Source organism: Streptomyces sp. NPDC033165 (assembly GCF_055577965.1).
On record NZ_JBVIPK010000009.1, the window covers coordinates 263,664 to 286,807 of the forward strand.

Consider the following 23,144-nt stretch of genomic DNA (forward strand, 5'->3'; position numbering starts at 1 on the left):
ATTGTGCCGGTCCTAGGAGGCGGGGCTGCCCTCCGCCCGTTCGGCCCCTCCCGCGTCGGACTGGGCCGGTACGGTCGCGGGCTTATCGGCGGAGCCCGCGGGGACATCCTCCTCCGAGACCCCCGCCGCCACCGCTTCCCCGGCGGTGACCGCGTCGATCCCGGTCACCGGATTCTGCTTCACCGTTCCGGCCTCGATCTCGGCCGTGAAGTGACAGGCCACCTTGTGCCCGTCGCCGGTGTCCAGCAGCGGCGGGCGCTCCGTGGCGCACTTGGTCTCCTGCACCCACGGGCAGCGGGTGTGGAAGCGGCAGCCGGCCGGCGGGTTCGCCGGGGAGGGCAGGTCGCCGTGGAGCAGGATGCGCTCGCGGCGGTCCTCGACCTCGGGGTCGGGCACCGGGACGGCCGACATCAGCGCCTTGGTGTACGGGTGCCGGGGCTTCGCGTACAGCGCGTCGCTCGGGGCCTCCTCGACGAGCCCGCCGAGGTACATCACCCCGATGACGTCCGAGATGTGCCGGACCACGGCGAGGTCGTGGGCGATGACCAGATAGGTCAGGCCCAGGGACTCCTGGAGCTCCTCCAGCAGGTTGATCACCTGCGCCTGCACCGACACGTCCAGCGCGGACACCGGCTCGTCGCAGATGATCACGTCCGGCTCCAGCACCAGGGCGCGGGCGATGCCGATGCGCTGGCGCTGGCCGCCGGAGAACTCGTGCGGGTAGCGGGACATCGCGTTGGCCGGCAGGCCGACCTTGGCGAGGATGTCCTTGATCTTCTCCCGGCGCTCGGCCTGGTCCTTGCCGATGCCGTGGGCGGCCATGCCCTCGGCCAGGATCGACTCGATGTTCTGCCGGGGGTTGAGGCTGCCCAGCGGGTCCTGGAAGACCATCTGGAGGCGGCGGCGGAAGGCCCGCATCTCCTCGGACGGCAGCTTCGCCAGGTCGGTGCCGTCGAAGACGACCCCGCCCTCGGTGATGTCGTTCAGCCGCAGCACCGCCCGGCCGAGCGTCGTCTTGCCGCAGCCGGACTCGCCGACCAGCCCGTAGGTCTGACCGGCCTCCACGCTCAGCGAGACGCCGTCGACCGCGTAGACGTGACCCACCGTACGGTCGAAGAAGAGGCCCTTCTTGACCGGGAAGTGGACTTTGACGCCGTCCAGTTCGAGAAGGCTCATGCCGGGACCTCCGCCTTGGGCAGGACCGGGTTGACGCAGCGCACCTGGTGTCCGGCCGTGCGTGGTTCGGTCAGTTCGGGGGTGCCGGTCAGGCACTCCATCGTGTAGTGGTCGCACCGGGGTGCGAACGCGCAGCCGTCGGCCCAGGCGATCTTGTCGTTGATGGACCCGCGGATCGGGTGCAGCGGCTCGCCGCGCGGCGCGTCCAGGCGCGGGATGGAGCCGAGCAGCCCGTGCGCGTACGGGTGGGTGGGGTGGGCGAACAGCTCGCGGCGGGCCGCCGATTCCACCGCCCGTCCGGCGTAGAGGACGTTGACCTCGTCGCAGAGCCCCGCGACGACACCCAGGTCGTGGGTGATCATCAGGAGGGCGGTGCCCTCCTGGTCGACCAGTTCCTTCAGAAGCTCCAGGATCTGCGCCTGGATGGTGACGTCCAGGGCGGTCGTCGGCTCGTCGGCGATCAGCAGACGGGGCGCGCAGGCCACCGCCATGGCGATCAGCGCGCGCTGGCGCATACCGCCGGACAGCTGGTGCGGGTACTCCTTGAGCCGCCGCGCGGGGTCCGGGATACCGACCCGGTCGAGCAGGGACGCGGCTTCCTTCCGGGCCTTGTCACCCTTCAGCCCGCGGTGGCGCTGGAGGATCTCGGTGACCTGGATGCCGATGGGGACGACCGGGTTCAGCGAGGACAGCGGGTCCTGGAAGATCATCGCGAGCTGGCTGCCGCGCAGGTCGCGCAGGTTCCGCTCGTTCATGGTCAGCAGGTTCCGGCCGTCGAACTCGGCGCGGCCCCCCACCCGTACGCCCTTGCGGGGCAGCAGCCCCATCAGGGCGAGCGAGGTGACGGACTTGCCGCAGCCCGACTCGCCGACCAGGCCCACGACCTGGCCCTGGTCGACCTCGAAGGAGACGCCGTCCACGGCCGTGGCGTCCTTGCGGCCACGGGCGGTGAAGGTAACGCTGAGTTCCTCAACGGAGAGCAGTGACATGGGACTTCAGCCTCGCAACTTCGGGTCGAGGGCTTCGCGCATGGCCTCGCCGAGCAGGGTGAAGCCGAGAGCGGTGATGATGATCCCGATGGCCGGGTAGGCCGCCATCATCGGGTCGTTGTCGAAGAAGCGCTGCGCCTGGGCGAGCATCACGCCCCACTCGGGAACGGCCGGGTCGGGGTTGCCGAGGCCCAGGTAGGACAGGGCCGCGGCCTCGATGATCGCCGTGGCGAGGCTCAGGGTGGCCTGGACGATCACCGGGCTCAGCGAGTTCGGCAGGATCTGGGTGAGCACGATCCGCTTGCGCCGGATGCCGACCGCCTTCGCGGCGAGCACGTAGTCCGCGCCGCCCTGCACCAGCATCGAACCGCGCAGCAGGCGGGCGAAGATGGGGATCTGGACGACACCGACGGCGATCATCACGGTGGTCAGCGACTGGCCGAGGACCGCGGCGATGGAGACGGCCAGGAGCAGGGACGGCAGCGACAGCATGATGTCGGTGAAGCGCATGATCACGGTGTCGACGCGCTGGCCGACCTTGCCGCCGAGGGTGGCGGCGGCCCCGGAGAGCACACCGACCAGGGCGCCGACGATCAGGCCGATGAGCATGGAGACCACACCGACGAGCAGCGTCTGCCGGGCCCCGACGAGCCAGCGGGAGAACATGTCGCGGCCCAGGTGGTCCAGGCCGAACCAGTTCTCGCCGCGCATGCCGATGAACTTGCCCTGGTTCGGGAAGACCTCGCTGCGCCAGTTCTGCGCGGTGGGCCCGTGCGGGGCCAGCAACGGTCCGACGACGGCGACGAGGACGAACACGCCGATGATCGCCGCACCGATGATCGCCATCTTGCTGGAGCGCATCCGGCGGAACGCCTCGCGCCACAGGCTGGTTCCGGTGACCGTCTCCGAGCTCTGGGTCAGCTCCGCGAGTCGGTCGATCTTGTCTGCTTTGCTGGTCAGGATCGTCACGTCAGTGCACCCGCACTCTCGGGTCGATGATGCTGTACGCGAGGTCGACCAGAAGGTTGATGAACACGTACACCATCGCGATGAAGAGAATGAACCCGACAAGGACCGGGTAGTCACGGCCGTCGATCGCGGTACGGATGAAGGAGCCGAGGCCGCCGAAGTCGAAGACGGACTCGGTGAGCACCGCGCCGGAGAGCAGGCTGCCGGTCAGCAGGCCGACCGCGGTGATCACCGGCAGCAGCGCGTTGCGGAGCACATGGCGGCCGCGCACGGTCCCCTTGTCCAGGCCCTTGGACTCGGCGGTGCGGATGTAGTCCTCGCCGAGCACCTCCAGGACGCTGGCGCGGGTCATCCGGACGATGACGGCGAGCGGGATGGAGGCCAGGGCGACGGCGGGCAGGACCAGGTGCATGATCGCGTCCCAGCTCGCGTCGAACTCACCGGTCAACAGACCGTCCAGGACGGCGAATCCGGTCACGTCGGTGGCGTTGATACCGGAGTCGAGCCGGCCCTGGCTCGGGAACCAGCCCAGGTTCACGGAGAAGATCCCGCGCAGCAGCACGGCCAGGAAGAAGACCGGGATGCAGATGCCGAGCAGTGATCCGGAGACGGAGGCCACGTCCAGCCAGCCCCCGCGGTGCTTGGCCGCGAGGTAGCCCATCGGAATGCCCACGACGACGGCGATCAGGATCGCCGCGAGGCTCAGCTCCACGGTGGCGGGGAAGGCGCGGGTGAACTCGTCCCACACCGGCTGCCCGGTCTGGGTGGAGGTTCCGAGGTCGAGCTCGAAGATGCGCTTGAGGAAGCGCCAGTACTGGACGTGCACCGGCTCGTCGAGCCCGAGTGCACGGTTGATCCTCGCCACTTCGGCTTCGGTGGCCCGCTCGCCCAGGATCGCTGTGGCGGGCCCGCCGGGCAGTCGGTTCAGCCAGAGGAACAGCAGAACCGACAGGCCGAGCAGGGTGGGAATGAGCTGGAGAAGTCTTCTTACGACGAGTCGCAGCACCCCGCATGCCCCTTTCTCACGTGCGTCGATGCGGGTCCGCCCGGCCACCTGACTGCTGTGGCCGGGCGGACCCGCTGGTGTGCGATTACTTGAAGGAGACCTCGGCGAAGTTCTCCTGCGTCAGCGGGGAGACCTTCGGCGGGTTGACGTTCTTGGCGAACGCGATGGCCGGCGGCGACGAGGAGATCGGCACGCCCGGGACGTACTCCATGATCACCTCGTTGGCCTTCTTGTAGGCCTCCGTGCGCTCGGTGGAGTCGGTGGCCTTGGAAGCGGCGTTCACGGCGTCGAAGACCTTCTGGTCCTTGAAGCCCCACTGCTTGTCCGGCCCGGCGAACCAGGTGCCGATGAAGTTGTAGCCGTCGTTGAAGTCACCGGTCCAGCCGAGCAGGTGCAGGGCGCAGGAGCCGGCCTCGGTGGCGTCCAGGTAGTCCGGGGCCCACTTCATGGCCTTCGGCTTGACGGTGATGCCGGCCTTCTCCAGGTCGGCCTTCATCAGCTCGAACAGGTCCTGCGGGGCAGGCATGTACGGGCGGGTGACCTCGGTCGGGTAGCAGAAGTCGATGCTGAGCTTCTCCTCACCGGCCTGCTTGAGGAGGTCCTTCGCCCTGGCGGTGTCGAACGGGTAGGTCTTCACCTTGTCCGAGTAGCCGGCGACGGTGTCGGGCATGAACTGCGTGCCGACCTTGCCGCCCTCGGGCAGCTGGGTGTTGACGAGGTTCTCGCGGTCGATGGCGTGCGTGATCGCCTGACGGACCTCGGGCTTCTTCAGCGCCGGGTTCGCACCCTGGCTCATGCCGACGTAGAAGATGTTGAAGACGTCACGGGTCGGGACCTCGTAACCCTGCTTCTCCAGCGTCGTCACATCGGCCGGGGCGACCAGGTCGTAGCCGTCGATGTCACCGGCCTGGAGGGCCTGGCGGCGGGTCTCCTCGGTGGAGATGGTGCGGAAGACCAGGTTCTTCACCTTGGCCTTGTCGCCCCAGTAGTCGTCGAAGCGCTCAAGGGAGACTTCCTTGTTGCCCTTGTTCCACTTGACGATCTTGTACGGGCCGGTACCGGCGACCGTGCCGGCCTCCTGGCTGTACTTGGGGTACGTGATCGCGTCGCCCTTGGCGGTCGCGTCCTGCTTCGCGTACTCCTTGAGCGCCTTCGGCGAGTGGATCGCGAGCGCCTGGAGGGAGAATCCGCCCGGCAGGTTCGCCGAGGGCTCGTTCACCTCGATGACGGCCGTGTTCTCGTCCTTGGCGGTGCAGGACTTGTAGTTCGCCTTGGGCGTCTCGGGGTCCTCGTTCTTAGCGAACCCGCCCATGATGCTCTGCCAGTAGTAGGAGACAGCGCTGGACTGGTACGTGCCCTTCCAGTTGAACCAGTAGTCGTAGTTCGCGCAGACCGCGGCGGCGTTGAACGCCTCGCCGTCGTGGAACTTCACGTTCTCGCGCAGGTTGAACGTCCAGACCTTGCCGGCCGGGTCACTCTCCCAGTTCTCGGCGAGACCGCCGACGAGCTTGCTGCCGCCGGACTCGTGCTCCAGCAGCGCCTCGAAGGCCTGGCGGGTGACTCGGAACGTCTCGCCGTCGCTCGCGAGGGCGGGGTCGAGGGAACCGGGGTCACCGGATCCGGCGAAGACGAAGGTGTCCTTGTCTCCCCCCTTGGATTCGCCCCCGTCCCGCTCGCTGGAACAGCCCGTGGCGATCAGACCGACAGCGACCGCTGTCGTGATCGCCCGGGCAGTCCGGGACTTGAATATGCGCATGGGTCCACCCCTGGTTCGCCATGTGGTGAGGTTTGATGGCCGCACACTACAGACGGGGTACACCGCAAGAGAACAGTCCGGATAGCGGTGAGACCTAGTCGAGACCCGGACAGTTAACAAACCGTCCAGTTACGGGACATCCTCCCGCCCGGAGTTAACAAGCCGGACATCTGGGGAAGTTCGCCCCGGCGGCCTGGACCTCGCACGCCTCCGGCGCAGCTCAGCGGTGCTGGGGCGGATATCCGTAACCGGGGGCGGCGACGGGCGGGGGGCCCGCGGGGGCATGGGCCTCACGGTCGTAGAAGGGGCGCGCGTTGGCGTGCAGCCACATCGCCACGGGGTCGTACTCGTCGGACATGGCGACGGTGGAGACCGGCAGCCCGTCGGGGACCGCGCCGACCGACTCCCGCATCATCGCGCGCACCGCCTCGACGGAGGCGCGGCCGGTGTCGTAGAGGTCGAGGCCGATGGCGAGATACGGGACGCCGACCGCGGGGTGGACCCAGGCGCGGCGCAGGGAGCGGACCGCGGCGGTGCGGTGGGCGTTCTGCGTGAGCAGGGCGTAGAACTGCGGGAGCTCGATGGCGGGCTCGGTCAGGCGGAGCGGCCCGGCGGGCAGCCGGTCGAGGCCGGTGGCGATCCGGCGCAGGTCGAGCCAGGGGATGCCGACGCCGCCGCCGGGAGCGTGCGGGTTGAGCCAGATGCCCCAGCGGTCCGGGAACAGGGCGCGGGCGATCTCGCGTCCGGTGACGAGCTCGTGGGCCCGGTTCCAGCCGCTGGCGGAGAGCTCCTGGGCGGAGGTGACGCAGGGGGCGTAACCCAGGCCGTCGATCTCCATGTTGCCGTACTGGGCGTCGGGGGAACCGGCCGTGCCGTGCCAGAGCAGCATCCAGATCCGGCCGTCGGCGAGGGCGGCGAGCAGCGCCTCGTAGCTGTCGTACCGCCCGGGGGTCACCTGGCGCAGCATGTGCTCGACCTGCCCTGCCGCCGCAGTGCCCGACGCACTCACCCTGGGTCCCGCCCCTCGTCGTTCCATCGGATTCGCGCCGCTCCGGGCCCACGGGAGCGGCTTCGCCATCAAACCAGCTTATGCGCCGCTTCAGACACCGGCTTGACGCCACGGTCCGGCATCGTCGGCACGCGGGCGCCTTCCGTCGCGGTCAGTGACCCTCGCGCCGGTAGAACGGGCGTACCTTCTCGCGCATCCAGTCGCCGACGAGGTCCTGGGCCACGTCCAGCAGGACCAGGTTCACCGGCCAGGGCACCTCCACGCGGCCGAGCGCGCGGCCGAGGGCGTCCATGGGAGCGCTCTGGCCCGCCCCGTCCCAGGTGGCGAACTCGACGCCGACGAAGAGGACGGGGTCGCCGCCCTCGATGCTGGCGAGCGCCCGGCGGGCGGTGCTCACCACACCCGAGGCCTCGAACTCCTCGGAGACGGCGGTGAGGAAGTCGACCGGGTCGTGCTGCCAGTCCGGCTCGTACAGCCGGACCCGGCCGCCGGTGGCGGGTCCGTCCAGGGCGGTGCGTCCGGCCCGGCACAGTTCGGCGACGGCCGGCGGCGGCAGCGGTATGCCGACGGCGCCGCCCGGGTTCACGGCGATGCCGACCTGCGGGGGCAGGCCCCGGGCGAAGTCACGGGCGGGCGCCACGGCGAAGGACATATGGCTGCCGACGCAGCTGAGGAACTGGCTCTCGGAGCTGAAGACGGGAACGAAGGCGGCCCCGTCGATCTCCATCATCGGCAGGTCGAGGTCGGCGCTGGCCGGGGTGCCGCCGTTGGGCAACGGCACCCACACGGAGCTGCGGCCGAGCACCTCGACGAGGCGGCCGCCCGCGTCATCGACGCCGAGCGAGGCGGTCAGCACCTCTTCGAGCTCGTTGGCGGGCCACCCCTGCTGGGGGTGTGCCGGGACGGGTGCCGGAATGTCCACTGCCTCTGTGCCTCTCTCAGCCGTCTCGGCCCGGGTCGCGGCCGTCGCTCCCCGGCCGCTGCCGTGAAGCTCTTCGGCCAGCACCCTAGCCGGATCGGGCGGGCGGGGCCTCGGCCTCCGTGAAGGTGATCCGGCCGAGCGCGCCCGCGGCCTCGCGGTCCAGCAGTACCGCCGAGGTGCAGCCGGCGGGCAGCAGCCCCTGTTCGACGTCGGCGAGCAGCCGGGCCACCGCGTGCCGGTGGCGGGCGAAGGCGTAACCGGAGACTCCGCGGCCGCGTTCGCGCTGCCCCTGCCGGGCCACCTCGGGGGTCACGTCGAGCAGGATGAGATGGAGGGTGCGGCCGCGGCCGGCGGCGTGCCGGCCGAGCCAGCGGCGCACCCAGGCCTGGGTGCCGCAGTCGTGCACGACGACGGACGCGCCGGCGCGCAGGGCCTTGCGCAGTCCGAGGTAGTGGGTGGCGCGGACCAGGGGGCGGTACAGGGCATAGGGGAGTAAGCGCGGAAGGGCGGCGGCCCAGCTGTCCCGGGTGTTCTGGGAGTCGACGGCGTCCCCCTGCACGGTCCGCCGGATGAGGGTCGATTTTCCGCTGCCGGGGAGGCCCGAGACGACCACGATGTCCCCGGCGGTGAAATCGAGGCTGTCGGGGGAGCCTCCGGAGCGACCGCGCAGATCGCGTACCACCGGCGCGCGGTCGTTCAGCAGCTCCTGCGCCGGTGCGCCGGGCTGTGCGGGCATCGCGTCGTGCGCCACTCCCGCGGTCGGTGCCGACCACTGCAACGTCATCGCCCATCCCCCTGCTGTCGGGCCACCCCCGCCTGCACCTGAAGTGTAAAGAATCGGCAAGGCGGCACAACCGTCGCCGCCGTTCGCACATCGTCACGGACCGGCCTCCCCACTCCGCCGCGATGCGTGCGATGATGACCCCGCCAACTGCATACCGGCCGTTCGAATCCGCGCGGGAGAGTTCCGGCCACAGTGTGAGCCGGGCGCCGAAGGAGCAAGATCCTCCCTTGAATCTCTCAGGCCCCGTACCGCGTGGATGAGGCAGATCTGAAAAGCGGGCCGCTTCGGCGGCTCCACCCAAGGTGCAAGCCGAGGCCCCTGACCGGGCGCCCTCTTCCGGGGCATACCCCCTGCGGGGCTATCGGCGAACCTCTCAGGTTCCGATGACAGATGGGGAGGATTTCCGTCCCGATGTCGTCATGCCCTGGAGCCATGCCCATGAGCACTGCCCCCCGTCTCACCGCCCTCGACGCGTTGCACCGCTCGCTCGGCGCCACCATGACCGACTTCGCGGGCTGGGACATGCCGCTGCGGTACGCGAGCGAGCGCGACGAGCACAACGCCGTACGGACCCGGGCCGGGCTCTTCGACCTGTCGCACATGGGCGAGATCACCGTCACCGGCCCGGAGGCCGCGGCCTTCCTGAGCTACGCGCTGGTGGGCAACATCGCCACCGTCGGCAACGGCCGGGCCCGCTACACGATGATCGTCCAGGAGGACGGCGGGATCGTCGACGACCTGATCGTCTACCGGCTGGGCGAGACCGAGTACATGGTGGTCGCCAACGCGGGCAACGCCCAGATCGTGCTGGACGCGCTGACCGCCCGCGCCGAGGGCTTCGACGCCGAGGTGCGCGACGACCGGGACGCGTACGCGCTGCTCGCGGTCCAGGGCCCCGAGTCCCCCGCGATCATGAAGGCGGTCACCGACGCCGACCTGGACGGGCTGAAGTACTACGCGGGCCTGCCGGGCACGGTCGCCGGGGTCCCGGCGCTCATCGCCCGTACCGGCTACACCGGCGAGGACGGCTTTGAACTCTTCGTCGCGCCCGGGCACGCCGAGCAGCTGTGGCGGGCGCTGACGGACGCCGGCGAGGCGCACGGCCTGATCCCGTGCGGGCTCTCCTGCCGTGACACGCTGCGCCTGGAGGCGGGCATGCCGCTGTACGGGCACGAGCTGACGACGGCGCTGACCCCGTTCGACGCGGGCCTGGGCCGGGTCGTGAAGTTCGAGAAGGAGGGCGACTTCGTCGGGCGCGAGGCCCTGGCCGCCGCCGCCGAGCGCGCCGAGACCGCCCCGCCGCGCAAGCTGGTCGGCCTGATCGCCGAGGGCCGCCGGGTCCCCCGCGCGGGCTTCTCGGTCGTCGCCGACGGCAAGGTGATCGGCGAGGTCACCTCCGGCGCCCCCTCCCCCACCCTGGGCAAGCCGATCGCCATGGCGTACGTGGACGCGGCCTTCGCCGCCCCGGGCACCGAGGGCGTGGGCGTGGACATCCGGGGCACGCACGAGCCGTACGAGGTCGTCGCGCTGCCGTTCTACAAGCGCCAGAAGTGATATCCCGGAAGAAACCGGTCTTTCCCACCCGCGCTCGGACGTCACGGAAGTGACGTACCTCCGTCTCACACCGTAAGACCACCGTTCATCAGCACTCCCCCGCGTACAGGAGAATTCAGGTCATGAGCAACCCCCAGCAGCTGCGGTACAGCAAGGAGCACGAGTGGCTGTCGGCCGTCGAGGACGGCGTGGCCACGATCGGCATCACGGAGTACGCGGCCAACGCGCTCGGTGACGTCGTCTACGCCCAGCTCCCGGAGGTCGGTGACACGGTGACCGCGGGCGAGACCTGCGGTGAGCTGGAGTCGACCAAGTCCGTCAGCGACCTGTACTCGCCGGTGACCGGTGAGGTGACGGCGTTCAACCAGGACGTCGTGGACGACCCCTCGCTGGTGAACTCCGCTCCCTTCGAGGGCGGCTGGCTGTTCAAGGTGCGCGTCACGGATGAGCCGGCCGACCTGCTCTCCGCCGACGAGTACACCGCGTTCTCCGGCAACTGAGACCCAAGGGACCCCCTGATGTCGCTTCTGAACTCCTCCCTCCACGAGCTGGACCCGGACGTCGCCGCCGCCGTCGACGCCGAGCTCCACCGTCAGCAGTCCACCCTCGAAATGATCGCCTCGGAGAACTTCGCCCCGGTCGCGGTCATGGAGGCGCAGGGCTCCGTCCTCACCAACAAGTACGCCGAGGGCTACCCGGGCCGCCGCTACTACGGCGGCTGTGAGCACGTCGACGTCGTCGAGCAGATCGCGATCGACCGGATCAAGGCCCTGTTCGGCGCCGAGGCCGCGAACGTGCAGCCGCACTCCGGCGCCCAGGCGAACGCCGCCGCGATGTTCGCGCTGCTCAAGCCGGGCGACACGATCATGGGCCTGAACCTGGCCCACGGCGGTCACCTGACCCACGGCATGAAGATCAACTTCTCCGGCAAGCTCTACAACGTGGTCCCGTACCACGTCGACGAGAGCGGGATCGTGGACATGGAGGAGGTCGAGCGCCTCGCCAAGGAGTCCCAGCCGAAGCTGATCGTCGCCGGCTGGTCCGCCTACCCGCGCCAGCTGGACTTCGCCGCCTTCCGCCGTATCGCGGACGAGGTCGGCGCGTACCTGATGGTCGACATGGCGCACTTCGCGGGCCTGGTCGCGGCCGGGCTGCACCCCAACCCGGTGCCGCACGCCCATGTCGTCACCACCACCACGCACAAGACCCTCGGCGGTCCGCGCGGCGGCGTGATCCTCTCCACCCAGGAGCTCGCCAAGAAGATCAACTCCGCGGTCTTCCCCGGTCAGCAGGGCGGCCCGCTGGAGCACGTGATCGCGGCCAAGGCGGTCTCGTTCAAGATCGCGGCGGGCGAGGAGTTCAAGGAGCGCCAGCAGCGCACCCTGGACGGCGCCCGCATCCTGGCCGAACGCCTGGTGCAGCCGGACGTCACCGAGGTCGGCGTCTCCGTCCTCTCCGGCGGCACCGACGTGCACCTGGTCCTGGTCGACCTGCGCAACTCCGAGCTGGACGGCCAGCAGGCCGAGGACCGGCTCCATGAGCTGGGCATCACGGTCAACCGGAACGCCATCCCCAACGACCCGCGTCCCCCGATGGTCACCTCGGGCCTGCGGATCGGCACCCCGGCGCTGGCCACCCGCGGCTTCGGCGCCGAGGAGTTCACCGAGGTCGCCGAGATCATCGCGTCCGCCCTCAAGCCGTCCTACGACGCGGACGACCTGAAGGCCCGCGTGGTCGCGCTGGCCGAGAAGTTCCCGCTGTACCCCGGCCTGAAGTAGCACCTGGCCTGCGGTACCGCACATGCGGGCGGGGCACCGCGCACACTGGAGAGAGTGAGCGCGGTGCCCCGCCTCTTGTCCCCCCGCATCCTTCTTGCCCCGCTCTCGCCCCGCTTGTCCCCCGCACCACCCGGCAGACGACGGCGTCTACCAACCCCCAAGGAGTCCTCCCGTGGCCATCTCGGTCTTCGACCTGTTCTCGGTCGGTATCGGCCCGTCCAGCTCCCACACGGTGGGCCCGATGCGCGCCGCCCGGATGTTCGCGCGCCGCCTGAAGAACGAGGGCCTGCTCGCGCACACCGCCTCGATACGGGCCGAGCTGTACGGCTCCCTCGGCGCGACCGGCCACGGCCACGGCACGCCCAAGGCGGTCCTGCTCGGCCTGGAGGGCGAGTCGCCCCAGACCGTCGACGTGGAGAACGCCGACACCCGGGTCGAGGAGATCCGCGGCAGCGGCCGGATCAACCTGCTGGGCATGCACGAGATCCCGTTCGACTTCGACGAGGACCTGGTACTGCACCGCCGCAAGGCGCTCCCGTACCACGCCAACGGCATGACGATCTTCGCGTACGACACCGAGGGCGCCCCGGTGCTGGAGAAGACGTACTACTCGGTCGGCGGCGGCTTCGTCGTGGACGAGGACGCGGTGGCGGGCGAGAACCCGATCGTCCCGGACGACACGGTTCTGCGGCACCCCTTCCGCACCGGCGACGAGCTGCTGCGGCTCGCCCGGGAGACCGGCCTCTCCATCTCCTCGATGATGCTGGAGAACGAGCTGGCCTGGCGCACCGAGGCGGAGATCCGCTCCGGCCTGCTGGACATCTGGCGCGTCATGCAGGCCTGCGTCTCGCGCGGCATGTCCCGCGAGGGCATCCTGCCCGGCGGTCTGAAGGTCCGCCGCCGCGCCGCGAACTCGGCCCGCCAGCTGCGCGCCGAGGGCGACCCGCAGGCCCACGCGATGGAGTGGATCACCCTCTACGCGATGGCCGTCAACGAGGAGAACGCGGCGGGCGGCCGCGTCGTCACCGCCCCCACGAACGGCGCCGCGGGCATCATCCCCGCCGTCCTGCACTACTACATGAACTTCGCGTCCCAGGGCTGCACCGAGGCGGAGAAGGAGGACAGCGTCGTCCGCTTCCTCCTCGCCGCCGGGGCGATCGGCCTGCTGTTCAAGGAGAACGCCTCGATCTCCGGCGCCGAGGTCGGCTGCCAGGGCGAGGTCGGCTCGGCCTGCTCGATGGCGGCCGGGGCCCTGGCGGAGGTCCTGGGCGGCTCCCCCGAGCAGGTGGAGAACGCCGCCGAGATCGGCATGGAGCACAACCTCGGCCTGACCTGCGACCCGGTCGGCGGCCTCGTCCAGATCCCGTGCATCGAGCGCAACGGCATGGCGGCGGTGAAGGCGGTGACCGCCGCGAAGATGGCGCTGCGGGGCGACGGCAGCCACAAGGTGTCCCTGGACAAGGTCATCAAGACGATGAAGGAGACCGGGGCCGATATGAGCGTCAAGTACAAGGAGACCGCGCGCGGCGGTCTCGCGGTGAACATCATCGAGTGCTGAGGATGTAGGCCCTGACCAGCGCGTTTGTATCTTTCAGCGCTGTCGGGGCCTTCCCTGCTTGCACGGCGGAAAGTCCCTGGATCGGCCCTGGGACAGACGCGAAAGTCCCTGAAAAGTCCCTGGGATGTCCCTGAGCAGGGCGCGCTTCCTGAGGTGTTCGCCGACCCCGCACACGCCCGGTGCGAGGGTGGGACCAGCCTGCACGCCGTCCATGCAGCGAGCCCATCGTCAGTACGCGGGAAGGTGGCCCGGCTCGTCGTCTGGCGTCGCCAGTCTCCACCGCTCACCGGAGAGGAGAACCCACCGGCTCGAGCCCTCTTCCTCTTCCGTGACGGACGCCAAGCGGGCGCTGACCCACGACCCCTTCTCCGGCACCGGGAGACCCAGGGCCCTGGCGATCTCGGGGTGGTCGGCTTGGTGGCCCAGGATGACGATGCCTTCGGCCGCCAGCATTCCGCGGGCACCTCGCACTCTCCTCGCGGCGTCCTGCTGTCTCGCGACCGTGGCCACGACCGTCCGCGTCACCGGTTGGCGCTGAGCAACGCGGAACAGTTCGTTCACGCGACGCTGCCCGGTCGCCTCGGCGAGGATGGCGCTCACCTCGTCGGCCGGAAGCCGGTCCAGGATGTTCACGGGCAGGGGAACGTCTCGATGGATCCATGCGATCGCCTCGCGCCCCGCAGCGCTCAGGGTCCGCTTGCCATCCCTGTTCCCGACATCGGCCACTACCTGCTCCGTCGCCCTCACCACGCCAAGACTCCACGATCCTCTGCGGTGGTCGAGGCGGACCAGCACACACACGCTCCCCTGCGCTTCCCTCGGGACCATCCAGTTCGTCCCGGTCGTCACCTTGAGATCCACGTCGACGCCGGCGATCCGGAAGTCGAGCCTGGGGCTGCTGTCGAACTGGAAGTCGTGCCTCATCAGGTTCTCGACGAGCTGCCCGGTCATCGTCTTCTCCGACTTGGTGAGGTCCTCCCAGCGGTAGCGCCCTGTGTGCGCCCCGTCGAGCAATCGCTCCGTGGCCTGTTCGAGCACAGCCGCCATACGACGCCCGTGCGGGTCGAGCCTCAGGAGTTCCTCCCGTACCGCCGCTACGTCACGCTCCCCGGAGAGCGATTCCGCCGCCCCCCGCGGCTGCTCCTTCTCCCTCTCCTGCTTCGGCTCCGCCGGCCGGGCACGGGTGGGTGACGGCCTGAGGGCGGCAAGCAGCCGCTCCAGGGATGCGATCCGCTGGGCCGCCTCCCGGGCCGAGTTGCGTGCCTCGTCCCGCTCGCCCGTGACCACCAGCAGCCTGCGGTTCAGTTCGGCGAGTTCCTCGTCGCGGGAGTTCACCCGCTCGTCCAGTCGGGCCTCGGCCTGTTCCTTCGCCTGCCTGGCGCGGCCAAGGGCTGCGGTGGCCTCCAGCAACTGCTCCTGCACCTTTACCAGTTTCGCGAGATGGGCCGTGCAGTCCTCGCCCACCTCACTGCCGGACCTGTCCGGGACAGGCCGGCTCCATGCCTCCCTCAGGAGCGATCGGGCCTTGCTGACGGCCTTGCTCGCCTCGGCCGGGTCCGTCACGCACACGTTGACGACGGCATCCACCAGACCTCGGTGGTTCCTGAGGCCGACACCCCTCAACCGTCGGTGCAGGGTCGACACAGCAGGTTTCGCGGCGTTGCCCACCATGTCGGGCAGCAGGAGGTGCAGTCGCTCCACCGACAGGCCGGCGGCACCACGAAGGCCGCGCAAGAACACGACCAGGTGGTTCTCCGCCTCGGACTCTCCGAGCGGCACGCCAGGAGGACGCCCCCCTTGGTCTCGTGACCGCCCTGCCATCAGCTCCCCCTTCTCTCAGCAGATTCGATGTTCTATCGGATAGAACAGAGAGAAGGGTACCTGAGTGATCGTCAAGACGGCACGGTGGTGTGGTCATCCACGCCACCTGAGGAGAGCCACCATGCCCCAGCGCACCCCGTCCCCCCGCCGCTCCACGTCCGACTTCGCAGCCCTCGTCGCCGTGCTGGCCACAGGTGTGGCGCTCGTGGCACTCGGCGTCGCGCCCGAGTCACTCGCCGCGGTGACGATCGCGTTGGCCGGTCTCTACTCGACATGGCGCATGGGATCGGGTGGCCGGGGGTCCGAGCCGGAGTCCGGGTCGAGGGAGCTCCCCGAGGCGCGGAGCGACGGGGACCAGAGGCCGGGCAGTTCGGACGCCGGGAGCTCGTGATCGAATCGCGACCACCACAGGGGCCGTTGACAGTCAGTGCGATCGATTCAGGTAATTGATCGAATCGATCGAGACAGTTTCGTTCAACTTGGCAACCCAGCTTGTGACTTCATATGCCTTCAGCTCATGCTGCTCAGGTTCGAAGAAGCAGAAGACGTCCGGCCATGGCGTCGTGCCATGGCGGCTTCTGGCTCGCGGACCCTGGAGATCCCGTGGACACCCCTGTCCTGCGGGCCGGTTCGGCATGTTCGCCCTTCCCGCCACGCGCTTCGGAGCCGCATCGGCTCACCCGTCGCCTGTTCGCGAGCGACCGGAACACCTACCGCAGCAGGTCCCCTTACTGCCCTTCTCCCCTGTCGACGGAACGCGCCTGGACCGACGGGGGGACGCTGTGACCACCCCCTCGTCCGAGCCGAGCGTCGCTCAGCAGACGGCACTCGTCGACCACCTCGTCAACGCGGTGGTCAGCGACGCAACCGGAGAGGCCCAAGGCGATGTCTGCCTGGGAGAACCGCCCAGCGCCCGCTACTTCATGGAGAGTCTCGGTCCGCACGCCGTCGAGCCGGGCGGCGCAGCCCCGAGGTACGGGCGCACCACTCCGGACAGCCTCGGCTTCGAGTTCGAGGCCGAGAACGGCAGCTCCATCACGGTCAAGGCACGGGCGTCGTTCTACTACGCGACGCTTCCGACCCGAGCCCAACAGATCGAGTGGGCCGGAAGACGTGAAGAACCCTACCGACTCGCACCGCTGTTCCGGCGTCTTGGTGTGACGGTCGAACCCGTCGAGATCGTCCTCGGCCATGAGGCCGCACTCCGGCAGACCTTGGAGCGTGAGTTCCAGCATGCATTCGAGGAGGCAGTCCGCCTGGCCCTCCAGGACCCGCGAATCGACCGCCGGCTCGGTAACGACCGCAGGGAGCGCCTGGTACCCCCGGCCGCAATGGCAGACGACGCCGCCTTCGAACGGTGGCTGGCCCAGGAGGTAGTCGGGGACGCAGTCGTACCGACCCCCGCCGCGCATGTCGTGGTCACGTCGAGGCTCGTCGCATCCGGACGGCTCCGGGTGACCGTGACTCTGCAGAATCTCGCAGCCGACCCGGTCGTAACTGTGCAGGGTCGCGGCAGCAACGCCGGCCGTACCCGTCGTGACGAGGCGAGGGACAACTCGCTGTTCCGTGCCGGGCTGGAGGTCGAAGGCGACCGCCTCATGCCCATCGTCATGGATCTCGGAGCCGACGCCTACCGCTACTCCGGTGAGCTGGGCGCGTATGCGAACAACTGTGGTGTCGAGCCCCGGTGGCACGACGGGCGGCTCGTGGCCGTGCGCAGCGTGCCCGTTCCCCAGCACGACACCCATCGCGCAGTGGCACGGACCGACGAGCGTTGGGGATACGCAAGGCTCGCCTCCGATCCTCTCCCGGTCCTGGACGATCTCGCGTCCGAGATGGAGGCCTACCTGGAGACCCCCGCCTGGAGCACAGCGGATCTCCAGGACAAACCCGAGCTTGCACACCGCAAGGAGGCCGACCGGAGGGCAGCCTCCTTGGAGGTGGCACGGTTCCGGGACGGCGTCGCATGGCTGCGACGGGACAGGCGTCTGCTCACGGCCTTCCAGCTCGCGAACGAATCCATGATGGAGCTCAACCAACGCAAGAAGCGGCCGAGCGGGGGATGGCGTCTGTTCCAGCTGGTGGCCATCGTCAGCCAGCTCGGGGCCCTGGCCTGGCGGGAACACCCGGAGCACCTCTTCGCGCCTGGGCTCTGGGGCGAAGACGACGACGTGGACCCGACCGAGGCCGCAACCGTCGTCTGGTATCCCACGGGCGGCGGAAAGACCGAGGCATACCTCGGACTGGTCCTTGTGTGCATGTTCTACGACCGGGCGCGAGGGAAGAAGGTCGGGGTCTCCGCTTGGTGCCGCTTCCCTCTCAGACTGCTGACGCTCCAGCAGACCCAGCGACAGCTCGACGTCATCGCCGCGGCGGACATCGTCAGGGACCGGAACGCCCAACGGCTCAGGGAAGTCGGCGGAGACCCAGGGTGGCCCTTCTTCATCGGCTTCTACGCCGGCGGCGGCAACACGCCCAACTCGCTCACCGCCGATGGAATGCTCGACCGGCTCCGGTCCAGTGAGGAGGCGCGGCACGCGTACCGGCTGGTCCACGACTGTCCGTACTGCGGTGAACGGTCCGTCCGCATTCCGGAGCCCGACCCAGTGCGGCTCCGCCTGGAACACGTATGCGGCAACGAACTGTGCGGTAAGACCCTGCCGATCGTCGTCGTGGACACGGAGATCTACCGATACCTGCCCACGGTGGTGGTCGGGACGCTGGACAAGCTCGCCAACATCGGGTTGTCAGATCGGTTCGGTGCGCTCTTCGGCGACGTCGACTGCTGGTGCAATCACCACGGGTTCGGCCGGGGCGGAAAGTGCCACGAGCGTCACGCACCAGGCCATTCGAAAGCCGCTCCCCGCCGTCTGGACACTCCCCTCTACGACCCCTCTCCATCACTGGAGATCATTGACGAGCTCCACATGGTCAACGAGGAGCTCGGTGCGTTCTCGGGTCACTACGAAGGTCTCCTCGCCCAGGTCCAGCGGACCCTGTCCTCCCGGCAGCGCCCGGACGGGAGGGGGGTCAGGATGAAGGTGGTCGCGACCACCGCGACCATCCGCGGCGAGGACCGTCAGAGCGAGCACCTCTTCGGCCTGAGGTCGGTGGTGGTTCCGCTCCCCGGGCCGAACCTGGACGAGAGTTTCTACTGGCGGCTCGACCGGAGCCTCCCCCTGCGCCGCTTCGTCGGGGTCATGCCGACGCGTGGTACGGCGGAGATGACGCTGGTGAGGATCCTGACGTCCGCACACCGGGCGCTGTGGAAGCTCGACCTACGCCGAGACCTTCCCACGCCCTTCGCCGCCTGGCCAGAGGAAGAACTGCGCGCAGTGGTGGACCTCTACCGTACGAGCCTCACCTATGCCACCACGCTCGTCGACTTCGGCCGGATCCGGCGTTCACTGGACACTCAGGTCAACGAGGCTCTACGTAGGGAGGGGTACCCCGATCTTCGTGTGGCCGAGCTCAAGGGTGAGACGCGTCTCGACGAGGTGAGGGGGGTGCTGGACGACCTGGGCACCACCGGCGGCAACACGGGGATGGTCGTCGCGACGAGCATGGTCAGCCACGGCGTCGACGTGGACCGGCTGAACCTCATGCTCTTCAACGGGATGCCCAGGTCCATGGCCGAGTACATCCAGGCCTCGTCGCGCGTCGGCCGCGCCTACCACGGCCTCGTGTTCATGCTCTTCAACCCGGTACGGGAACGGGACCGCTCGCACTACCGGTACCACGGCAAGTTCCACGAGTACCTGGACCGGATGGTGGAGCCGGTGGCCATCAACCGTTGGAGTCGATTCGCGGTACGCCGGACGCTCCCGGGGATACTGATGGGCCACCTGCTTCAGATCGCCAACCACGACTGGTGGCGGAGGGGCAACGCACCCGGCCATCTGCACGACCTGTCGAAGATGCAGGCGGCCCTGCGCGACCCCGCTGGCGGCGGGCTGGAAGCCGTCCAACTCACCCGACTGCTCGAAGCACTCCACACGGTCTTCCAGTCCGAGCGACCGGAGGGTGAAGAGCTCCGCAGCGACCTCGAGGACATGGTGGAGCACGCCCTCGCCAGCATCCGCTCTGCCGGAGCCTCCGCCGGCCTCGCTGGCGGGAACAGTCGCGGGTACCGCGCGACCGGCGACTACCTCGGGCTCGAACACCGGCCCATGACGAGTCTCCGAGACGTCTCCGAGGGCATCCCGTTCCACGTGGTTTCCGACAGCAGGAGGTCGTGATGGCGTTCAACCCCAGGAACGACGACATGGCCCGCGACCGGGGGCAGGTCCTGTACCGGTACCGTCCCGGCCAGACCTTCGACCACAGGGGTGGTTACACGGCCCAAGTGGTCCAGTTCGGACGGGACGAGGAGTTCGACGGGCCCTCTCTCGACCGTGATCACCTGCTTCAAGAGGCCATGAGGTTCGTGCGCAGATGGCGGGCAGCCGGTCGTGCGTTCGCCCCTGGAGCGGACCGCGCACCCGAGTTCCCGGGGGACGAGGACCGACTCGCCGATCGCCACTACGAGGTCGTCGTCCCCGGCAAGGTCTTCTGCCGGGTCTGGCCCCGCGTGGTCAGGTGCTCCAGTGGCGGGTGCGGCCACGTGTGGGCTGCCAGCGATCCCCGGCCCGGAACCGATGACTGGCCTCCGGCATGTCCCGCGTGCGGCAATGGTGTCGGGAACCGGCAGCTCCAGTTCGTCTTCGCTCACCGCTGCGGGGAGGTGTCACCCATGTACCCGCCGCACAAGTGCCCGCGGGGGCACACCCGGTTCAAGCTCGACGACCGCGCCAGTCGGTTCCGCGACTTCCGGTGGGAGTGCATGAGCTGCGGGTTCCACCTTCCCGTGCAGTGGAACTGCAGTAACTCCTCCTGCAGCTATCCGGACAAGTTCATGAATCCCCTCCTGCACACCGCGGGAACAGCACACGTCGGCCAGGGCCTGACGCTCGTGAACGTGACCACGACGGAAGAGGCCACTCGTCAGAGCAACCCCCTCTACACCGCCGCGGTACTCGGATGGTGGCTCGGCGAGATCACCGAGGACGAGTTCCGTCGGCTTACCGACGGGCATACCGTCAACGTCCCCGACGAGGTCGTCGAGAGCATCCGCGTGATGGAGGAGGCGGGCCTGCACGAGCAGGCTCGAGCCCTCCGGTCACGGTTCATGCCGGTCGAGGTGGACCACCTACGGGACCAGGTAGGCAAGGCTCTCGGTCTTGACACCGAAGGCGACGACGCGCGGGGACTCGCAGCCGAGCTGCACACCTACCGCCGCGTTCTCAACCTCGAACGTCTGGGAGTCCCCCGCCTCCAGAGAGAGGCCCGGAACCCCGACCGTCGAACCCTGTACGAGCGCTACCCCGGGGTCCTTGCGGCTGCCGGCCTCGGCCAGGACACCTGCCTGGTGAGTGATCTCCCGATCACCTACCTCGCGATCGGCTACAGCAGGACCGGTTTCAGCCCCGAGGAAGCGGACCTCGTGCCCTACCGGGGGCGCGCCTCACGGGGTACCCCCGAGAAAACCCTGCTCTACGCACACCCCACCCAAGCAGAGGCGCTGCTCTTCCCGGTGGACCGGGAGAGGGTGAGCCGATGGTTGGTCCGCAACGAGCTGGTAAGTCGAAGCGCCCTCGAGGAAGCCGGGGGTGTGGCCAGGTGGCTGGTGCATCAGCTCGGTCCGAGCGACGGCAAGGCCCTCTCCCATGAGACCCGCCCGGCACCGGGACATCCCGATCTCCCGGTTCACGAGCTGTTCGGTCTGCTCCATTCCCTGTCGCATCAGCTCCTGCGAGCGCTGGCGGTCGACAGCGGGTACAGCGAGACCAGCCTGTCCGAGTACCTGTTCCCGTACGACCTGGCCTTCGCCATCTATCCCAACGGTGGCAGCGAGTTCAGCCTCGGTGCCATGCGGACCGTACTCGAGCAGAACCTCGACGCGGTCGTGAGCCGGGCCGTCGACAACGACTCCTGCCTCTACGACCCCAACTGCATGATCACGAACGAGGGCGCCGACCACGGCTGCCTCCAGCTACCCGAGACCGCCTGTCAGTCCTGGAACAGGAACCTCTCCCGCTGGCACCTGTTCGGTTCTCCGGACGGTTCGAGAGTCGGGTACTGGGACCCGACTCTCTGAACGCCCGGTGGGGAGGGCCCGCCCTCGGCCCTCCCCACCCCCCACACGCTCTGTCAGATTCCGCAGGGCCGTTGACCGCCGACCGTGCACGAGTGGAGCGCTGCGTGAAACCCGAACGTGGTCGAACGGCATGGGTGGATAATCGCAACCAGTATCAGAACCCGGAAGCAGGCTGGAAACTCGGCGTGACGTACGACATAGCGGCCCCGGAGCCGGCGGGCATGGTCGCCTCGCTCAGTTCACTCGGGTATTCCCTGCCTGCCGCCATCGCGGATCTCGTGGACAACAGCATCTCCGCCGAGGCATCGACCATCGACGTCGAGTTCACCTGGGCCGGACAGGACTCGTGGATCGCCGTCGCAGACGACGGTGACGGGATGACCGCCGGCGAGCTCGTGACCGCCATGACCGTGGCCGCGCGCGGCCCTGCGACGCCGCGCAGCGCTACGGACCTGGGGCGCTTCGGCGTCGGCCTCAAGTCGGCGTCCTTCTCGCAGGCCCGACAGCTCACGGTCGCCACCGCCACCTCCGGCGAGTGGCACGTGCGCACGTGGGACCTCGACGTCGTCGAGACGTCCGGCGAGTGGCGGCTGCTGCGTGGCGCGGACGAGGCGACCACCGAGCTGTTGGAAAGGATCCGGGGGACGGCGGACCACGGCACGGTCGTGTTGTGGCGGCGCCTCAACGGCTACCACGTCGACGCGGTGACGGTGGAGGACGAGCGGACCCAGAAGCAGTTCTACGCGGAGGCCGCCCGCACGGAGTCCCATCTGGGGATGGTCTTCGCGCGGTTCCTCACCGGAGGCCGGCGCCGCAACCTCCGGGTGTCCGGTACCCCCGTCGAGCCTTGGGACCCCTTCCTGTCCCGCCACCCGTCCGTACAACCGCTTCCCGTCGAGCGCCTGCCGCTGGGATCGGGTTCCGTACGGGTGGAGGCGTTCGTCCTTCCCAGCGCGCAGAGGCTCAGCCCGGACGAGTACGAGAAGGCCGGCGGCCCGCGTGGCTGGCTCGACCAGCAGGGGTTCTACGTGTACCGCCGGGACCGTCTGATCCTGGCGGGCGACTGGCTCGGCCAGCGCGGACTACGCCGCGAGGAGAAGTACAACCTGGCACGGATCGCTGTGGACATCCCCGCCGAGACAGACGTCGAGTGGGGGGTCGACGTCCGGAAGTCCAGCGTCGTCCCGCCGGTCGCCCTGCGTTCCCACCTCCGCCGCATCGCCCTGCAGGCCAGGAGAAGGGCCGCCGACGTGCTGCGGTACCGCGGGCAGATCGCGGCACGCACGCATGGGGATCCGCTCCTCTACGCCTGGAACGTCCGTCGTGTCGACGACCGGGTCACCTGCAGGGCCAACCGGGGGCACCCCCTGGTGAAGGCAGCTCTGCGTCCTGGCGGTGCCAGCTCGGATGACGTGCGTGCCCTGATCCGTCTGCTTGAGGAGACGGTGCCGGTCACCGCCCTCCGCGTCATGCACGAGACGGACACCAGCGACGACCCCGAGCCCTTCGGCGGCCCCGGACCCGCCGACGCCGGGGCCACGGAGGTCGCCCAGCGGATCTACGAGGCGCTGGTCTCGGACGGCCGCTCGCCTGCGGCGGCCCGCGAACGCCTGCGAACGATGCCCCCCTTCGACCAGATGCAGGGCTTCTGGAACGGGTGAACCCGTTGTCAGTGGCCACGCGTAG

At 69.2% G+C, this 23,144-nt stretch carries 17 protein-coding genes and 1 riboswitch; of the genes, 8 read left to right on the forward strand and 9 right to left on the reverse strand.

Translation table 11 applies throughout. The features are described from left to right. Positions 1–12: 12 nt before the first annotated feature. From ACZ5WC_RS22665 to ACZ5WC_RS22700, 8 genes are all read right to left on the reverse strand, one after another. On the reverse strand, positions 13–1,176 hold the full coding sequence (locus ACZ5WC_RS22665) for an ABC transporter ATP-binding protein (RefSeq protein ID WP_468542475.1): 1,164 nt from the start codon (positions 1,174–1,176) through the stop codon (positions 13–15). Continuing rightward, complete coding sequence (locus ACZ5WC_RS22670) at positions 1,173–2,165, reverse strand: ABC transporter ATP-binding protein (protein WP_468542476.1); 993 nt, start codon at positions 2,163–2,165, stop codon at positions 1,173–1,175. Before ACZ5WC_RS22670 ends, ACZ5WC_RS22665 begins: the two co-directional genes overlap by 4 nt. Before the next feature lie 6 nt (positions 2,166–2,171). Then, entirely contained in the window at positions 2,172–3,134 is a 963-nt protein-coding gene (locus ACZ5WC_RS22675) for an ABC transporter permease (protein WP_468542477.1), read from the reverse strand. A 1-nt stretch (position 3,135) separates the two neighbouring features. Continuing rightward, positions 3,136–4,140: an ABC transporter permease gene (locus ACZ5WC_RS22680; protein ID WP_468542478.1), complete on the reverse strand. Its 1,005-nt coding sequence runs from the start codon at positions 4,138–4,140 to the stop codon at positions 3,136–3,138. 85 nt (positions 4,141–4,225) lie between these two features. Further along, on the reverse strand, positions 4,226–5,896 hold the full coding sequence (locus tag ACZ5WC_RS22685) for an ABC transporter substrate-binding protein (RefSeq protein ID WP_468542479.1): 1,671 nt from the start codon (positions 5,894–5,896) through the stop codon (positions 4,226–4,228). 220 nt (positions 5,897–6,116) lie between these two features. Further along, on the reverse strand, positions 6,117–6,863 hold the full coding sequence (locus ACZ5WC_RS22690; protein WP_468542480.1) for an enhanced serine sensitivity protein SseB C-terminal domain-containing protein: 747 nt from the start codon (positions 6,861–6,863) through the stop codon (positions 6,117–6,119). A gap of 193 nt (positions 6,864–7,056) precedes the next feature. Continuing rightward, positions 7,057–7,827, reverse strand: a complete 771-nt coding sequence (locus ACZ5WC_RS22695; RefSeq protein WP_468542481.1) for an enhanced serine sensitivity protein SseB — start codon at positions 7,825–7,827, stop codon at positions 7,057–7,059. A gap of 85 nt (positions 7,828–7,912) precedes the next feature. Continuing rightward, positions 7,913–8,611, reverse strand: a complete 699-nt coding sequence (locus ACZ5WC_RS22700) for an AAA family ATPase (RefSeq protein ID WP_468542482.1) — start codon at positions 8,609–8,611, stop codon at positions 7,913–7,915. A 163-nt stretch (positions 8,612–8,774) separates the two neighbouring features. Then, positions 8,775–8,872, forward strand: a riboswitch (glycine riboswitch). 177 nt (positions 8,873–9,049) lie between these two features. On the opposite strand from ACZ5WC_RS22700, the gene gcvT reads away from it, so the two are divergent. The 4 genes from gcvT (at position 9,050) to ACZ5WC_RS22720 (ending at position 13,501) form a co-directional block, all read left to right on the forward strand. Continuing rightward, positions 9,050–10,165 (forward strand): glycine cleavage system aminomethyltransferase GcvT, encoded by a 1,116-nt coding sequence (gene gcvT, locus ACZ5WC_RS22705; RefSeq protein ID WP_468542483.1) that lies wholly within the window; start codon positions 9,050–9,052, stop codon positions 10,163–10,165. Positions 10,166–10,287: 122 nt separating this feature from the next. Then, positions 10,288–10,665 (forward strand): glycine cleavage system protein GcvH, encoded by a 378-nt coding sequence (gene gcvH / locus ACZ5WC_RS22710; protein WP_468542484.1) that lies wholly within the window; start codon positions 10,288–10,290, stop codon positions 10,663–10,665. Between the two features lie 18 nt (positions 10,666–10,683). After that, entirely contained in the window at positions 10,684–11,943 is a 1,260-nt protein-coding gene (gene glyA / locus ACZ5WC_RS22715) for a serine hydroxymethyltransferase (protein ID WP_468542485.1), read from the forward strand. A gap of 172 nt (positions 11,944–12,115) precedes the next feature. Then, the gene (locus ACZ5WC_RS22720) at positions 12,116–13,501 is read left to right on the forward strand and encodes an L-serine ammonia-lyase (protein WP_468542486.1); all 1,386 of its coding nucleotides are present in this window, start codon (positions 12,116–12,118) and stop codon (positions 13,499–13,501) included. Between the two features lie 228 nt (positions 13,502–13,729). Here the strand turns inward: ACZ5WC_RS22720 and ACZ5WC_RS22725 are convergent, their stop codons facing one another. Then, the gene (locus ACZ5WC_RS22725) at positions 13,730–15,172 is read right to left on the reverse strand and encodes a NaeI family type II restriction endonuclease (protein WP_468542487.1); all 1,443 of its coding nucleotides are present in this window, start codon (positions 15,170–15,172) and stop codon (positions 13,730–13,732) included. A 271-nt stretch (positions 15,173–15,443) separates the two neighbouring features. Here ACZ5WC_RS22725 and ACZ5WC_RS22730 point away from each other — a divergent pair, with 271 nt between their 5' ends. The 4 genes from ACZ5WC_RS22730 to ACZ5WC_RS22745 all read left to right on the forward strand — a co-directional run bounded on the left by ACZ5WC_RS22730 (position 15,444) and on the right by ACZ5WC_RS22745 (position 23,119). Continuing rightward, positions 15,444–15,713 (forward strand): hypothetical protein, encoded by a 270-nt coding sequence (locus tag ACZ5WC_RS22730; protein ID WP_468542488.1) that lies wholly within the window; start codon positions 15,444–15,446, stop codon positions 15,711–15,713. Positions 15,714–16,104: 391 nt separating this feature from the next. After that, positions 16,105–19,560, forward strand: coding sequence for a helicase-related protein (locus tag ACZ5WC_RS22735; protein WP_468542489.1), 3,456 nt, complete (start codon positions 16,105–16,107; stop codon positions 19,558–19,560). Further along, positions 19,560–21,458, forward strand: coding sequence for a hypothetical protein (locus ACZ5WC_RS22740; protein ID WP_468542490.1), 1,899 nt, complete (start codon positions 19,560–19,562; stop codon positions 21,456–21,458). Before ACZ5WC_RS22735 ends, ACZ5WC_RS22740 begins: the two co-directional genes overlap by 1 nt. Before the next feature lie 185 nt (positions 21,459–21,643). Beyond that, positions 21,644–23,119 carry an ATP-binding protein gene (locus ACZ5WC_RS22745; protein ID WP_468542491.1) on the forward strand — a complete coding sequence of 492 codons (1,476 nt, stop codon included), beginning with the start codon at positions 21,644–21,646 and terminating at the stop codon, positions 23,117–23,119. Positions 23,120–23,144 lie beyond the last annotated feature (25 nt).

Coding starts and splice junctions, on each gene's coding strand:
- gcvT (WP_468542483.1), top strand. CDS start 9,050: ATGAGCACTGCCCCCCGTCTCACCGCCCTCGACGCGTTGCACCGCTCG.
- ACZ5WC_RS22700 (WP_468542482.1), bottom strand. CDS start 8,611: ATGACGTTGCAGTGGTCGGCACCGACCGCGGGAGTGGCGCACGACGCG.
- glyA (WP_468542485.1), top strand. CDS start 10,684: ATGTCGCTTCTGAACTCCTCCCTCCACGAGCTGGACCCGGACGTCGCC.
- ACZ5WC_RS22725 (WP_468542487.1), bottom strand. CDS start 15,172: ATGGTGGGCAACGCCGCGAAACCTGCTGTGTCGACCCTGCACCGACGG.
- ACZ5WC_RS22690 (WP_468542480.1), bottom strand. CDS start 6,863: ATGCTGCGCCAGGTGACCCCCGGGCGGTACGACAGCTACGAGGCGCTG.
- ACZ5WC_RS22665 (WP_468542475.1), bottom strand. CDS start 1,176: ATGAGCCTTCTCGAACTGGACGGCGTCAAAGTCCACTTCCCGGTCAAG.
- ACZ5WC_RS22685 (WP_468542479.1), bottom strand. CDS start 5,896: ATGCGCATATTCAAGTCCCGGACTGCCCGGGCGATCACGACAGCGGTC.
- gcvH (WP_468542484.1), top strand. CDS start 10,288: ATGAGCAACCCCCAGCAGCTGCGGTACAGCAAGGAGCACGAGTGGCTG.
- ACZ5WC_RS22670 (WP_468542476.1), bottom strand. CDS start 2,165: ATGTCACTGCTCTCCGTTGAGGAACTCAGCGTTACCTTCACCGCCCGT.
- ACZ5WC_RS22740 (WP_468542490.1), top strand. CDS start 19,560: ATGGCGTTCAACCCCAGGAACGACGACATGGCCCGCGACCGGGGGCAG.
- ACZ5WC_RS22730 (WP_468542488.1), top strand. CDS start 15,444: ATGCCCCAGCGCACCCCGTCCCCCCGCCGCTCCACGTCCGACTTCGCA.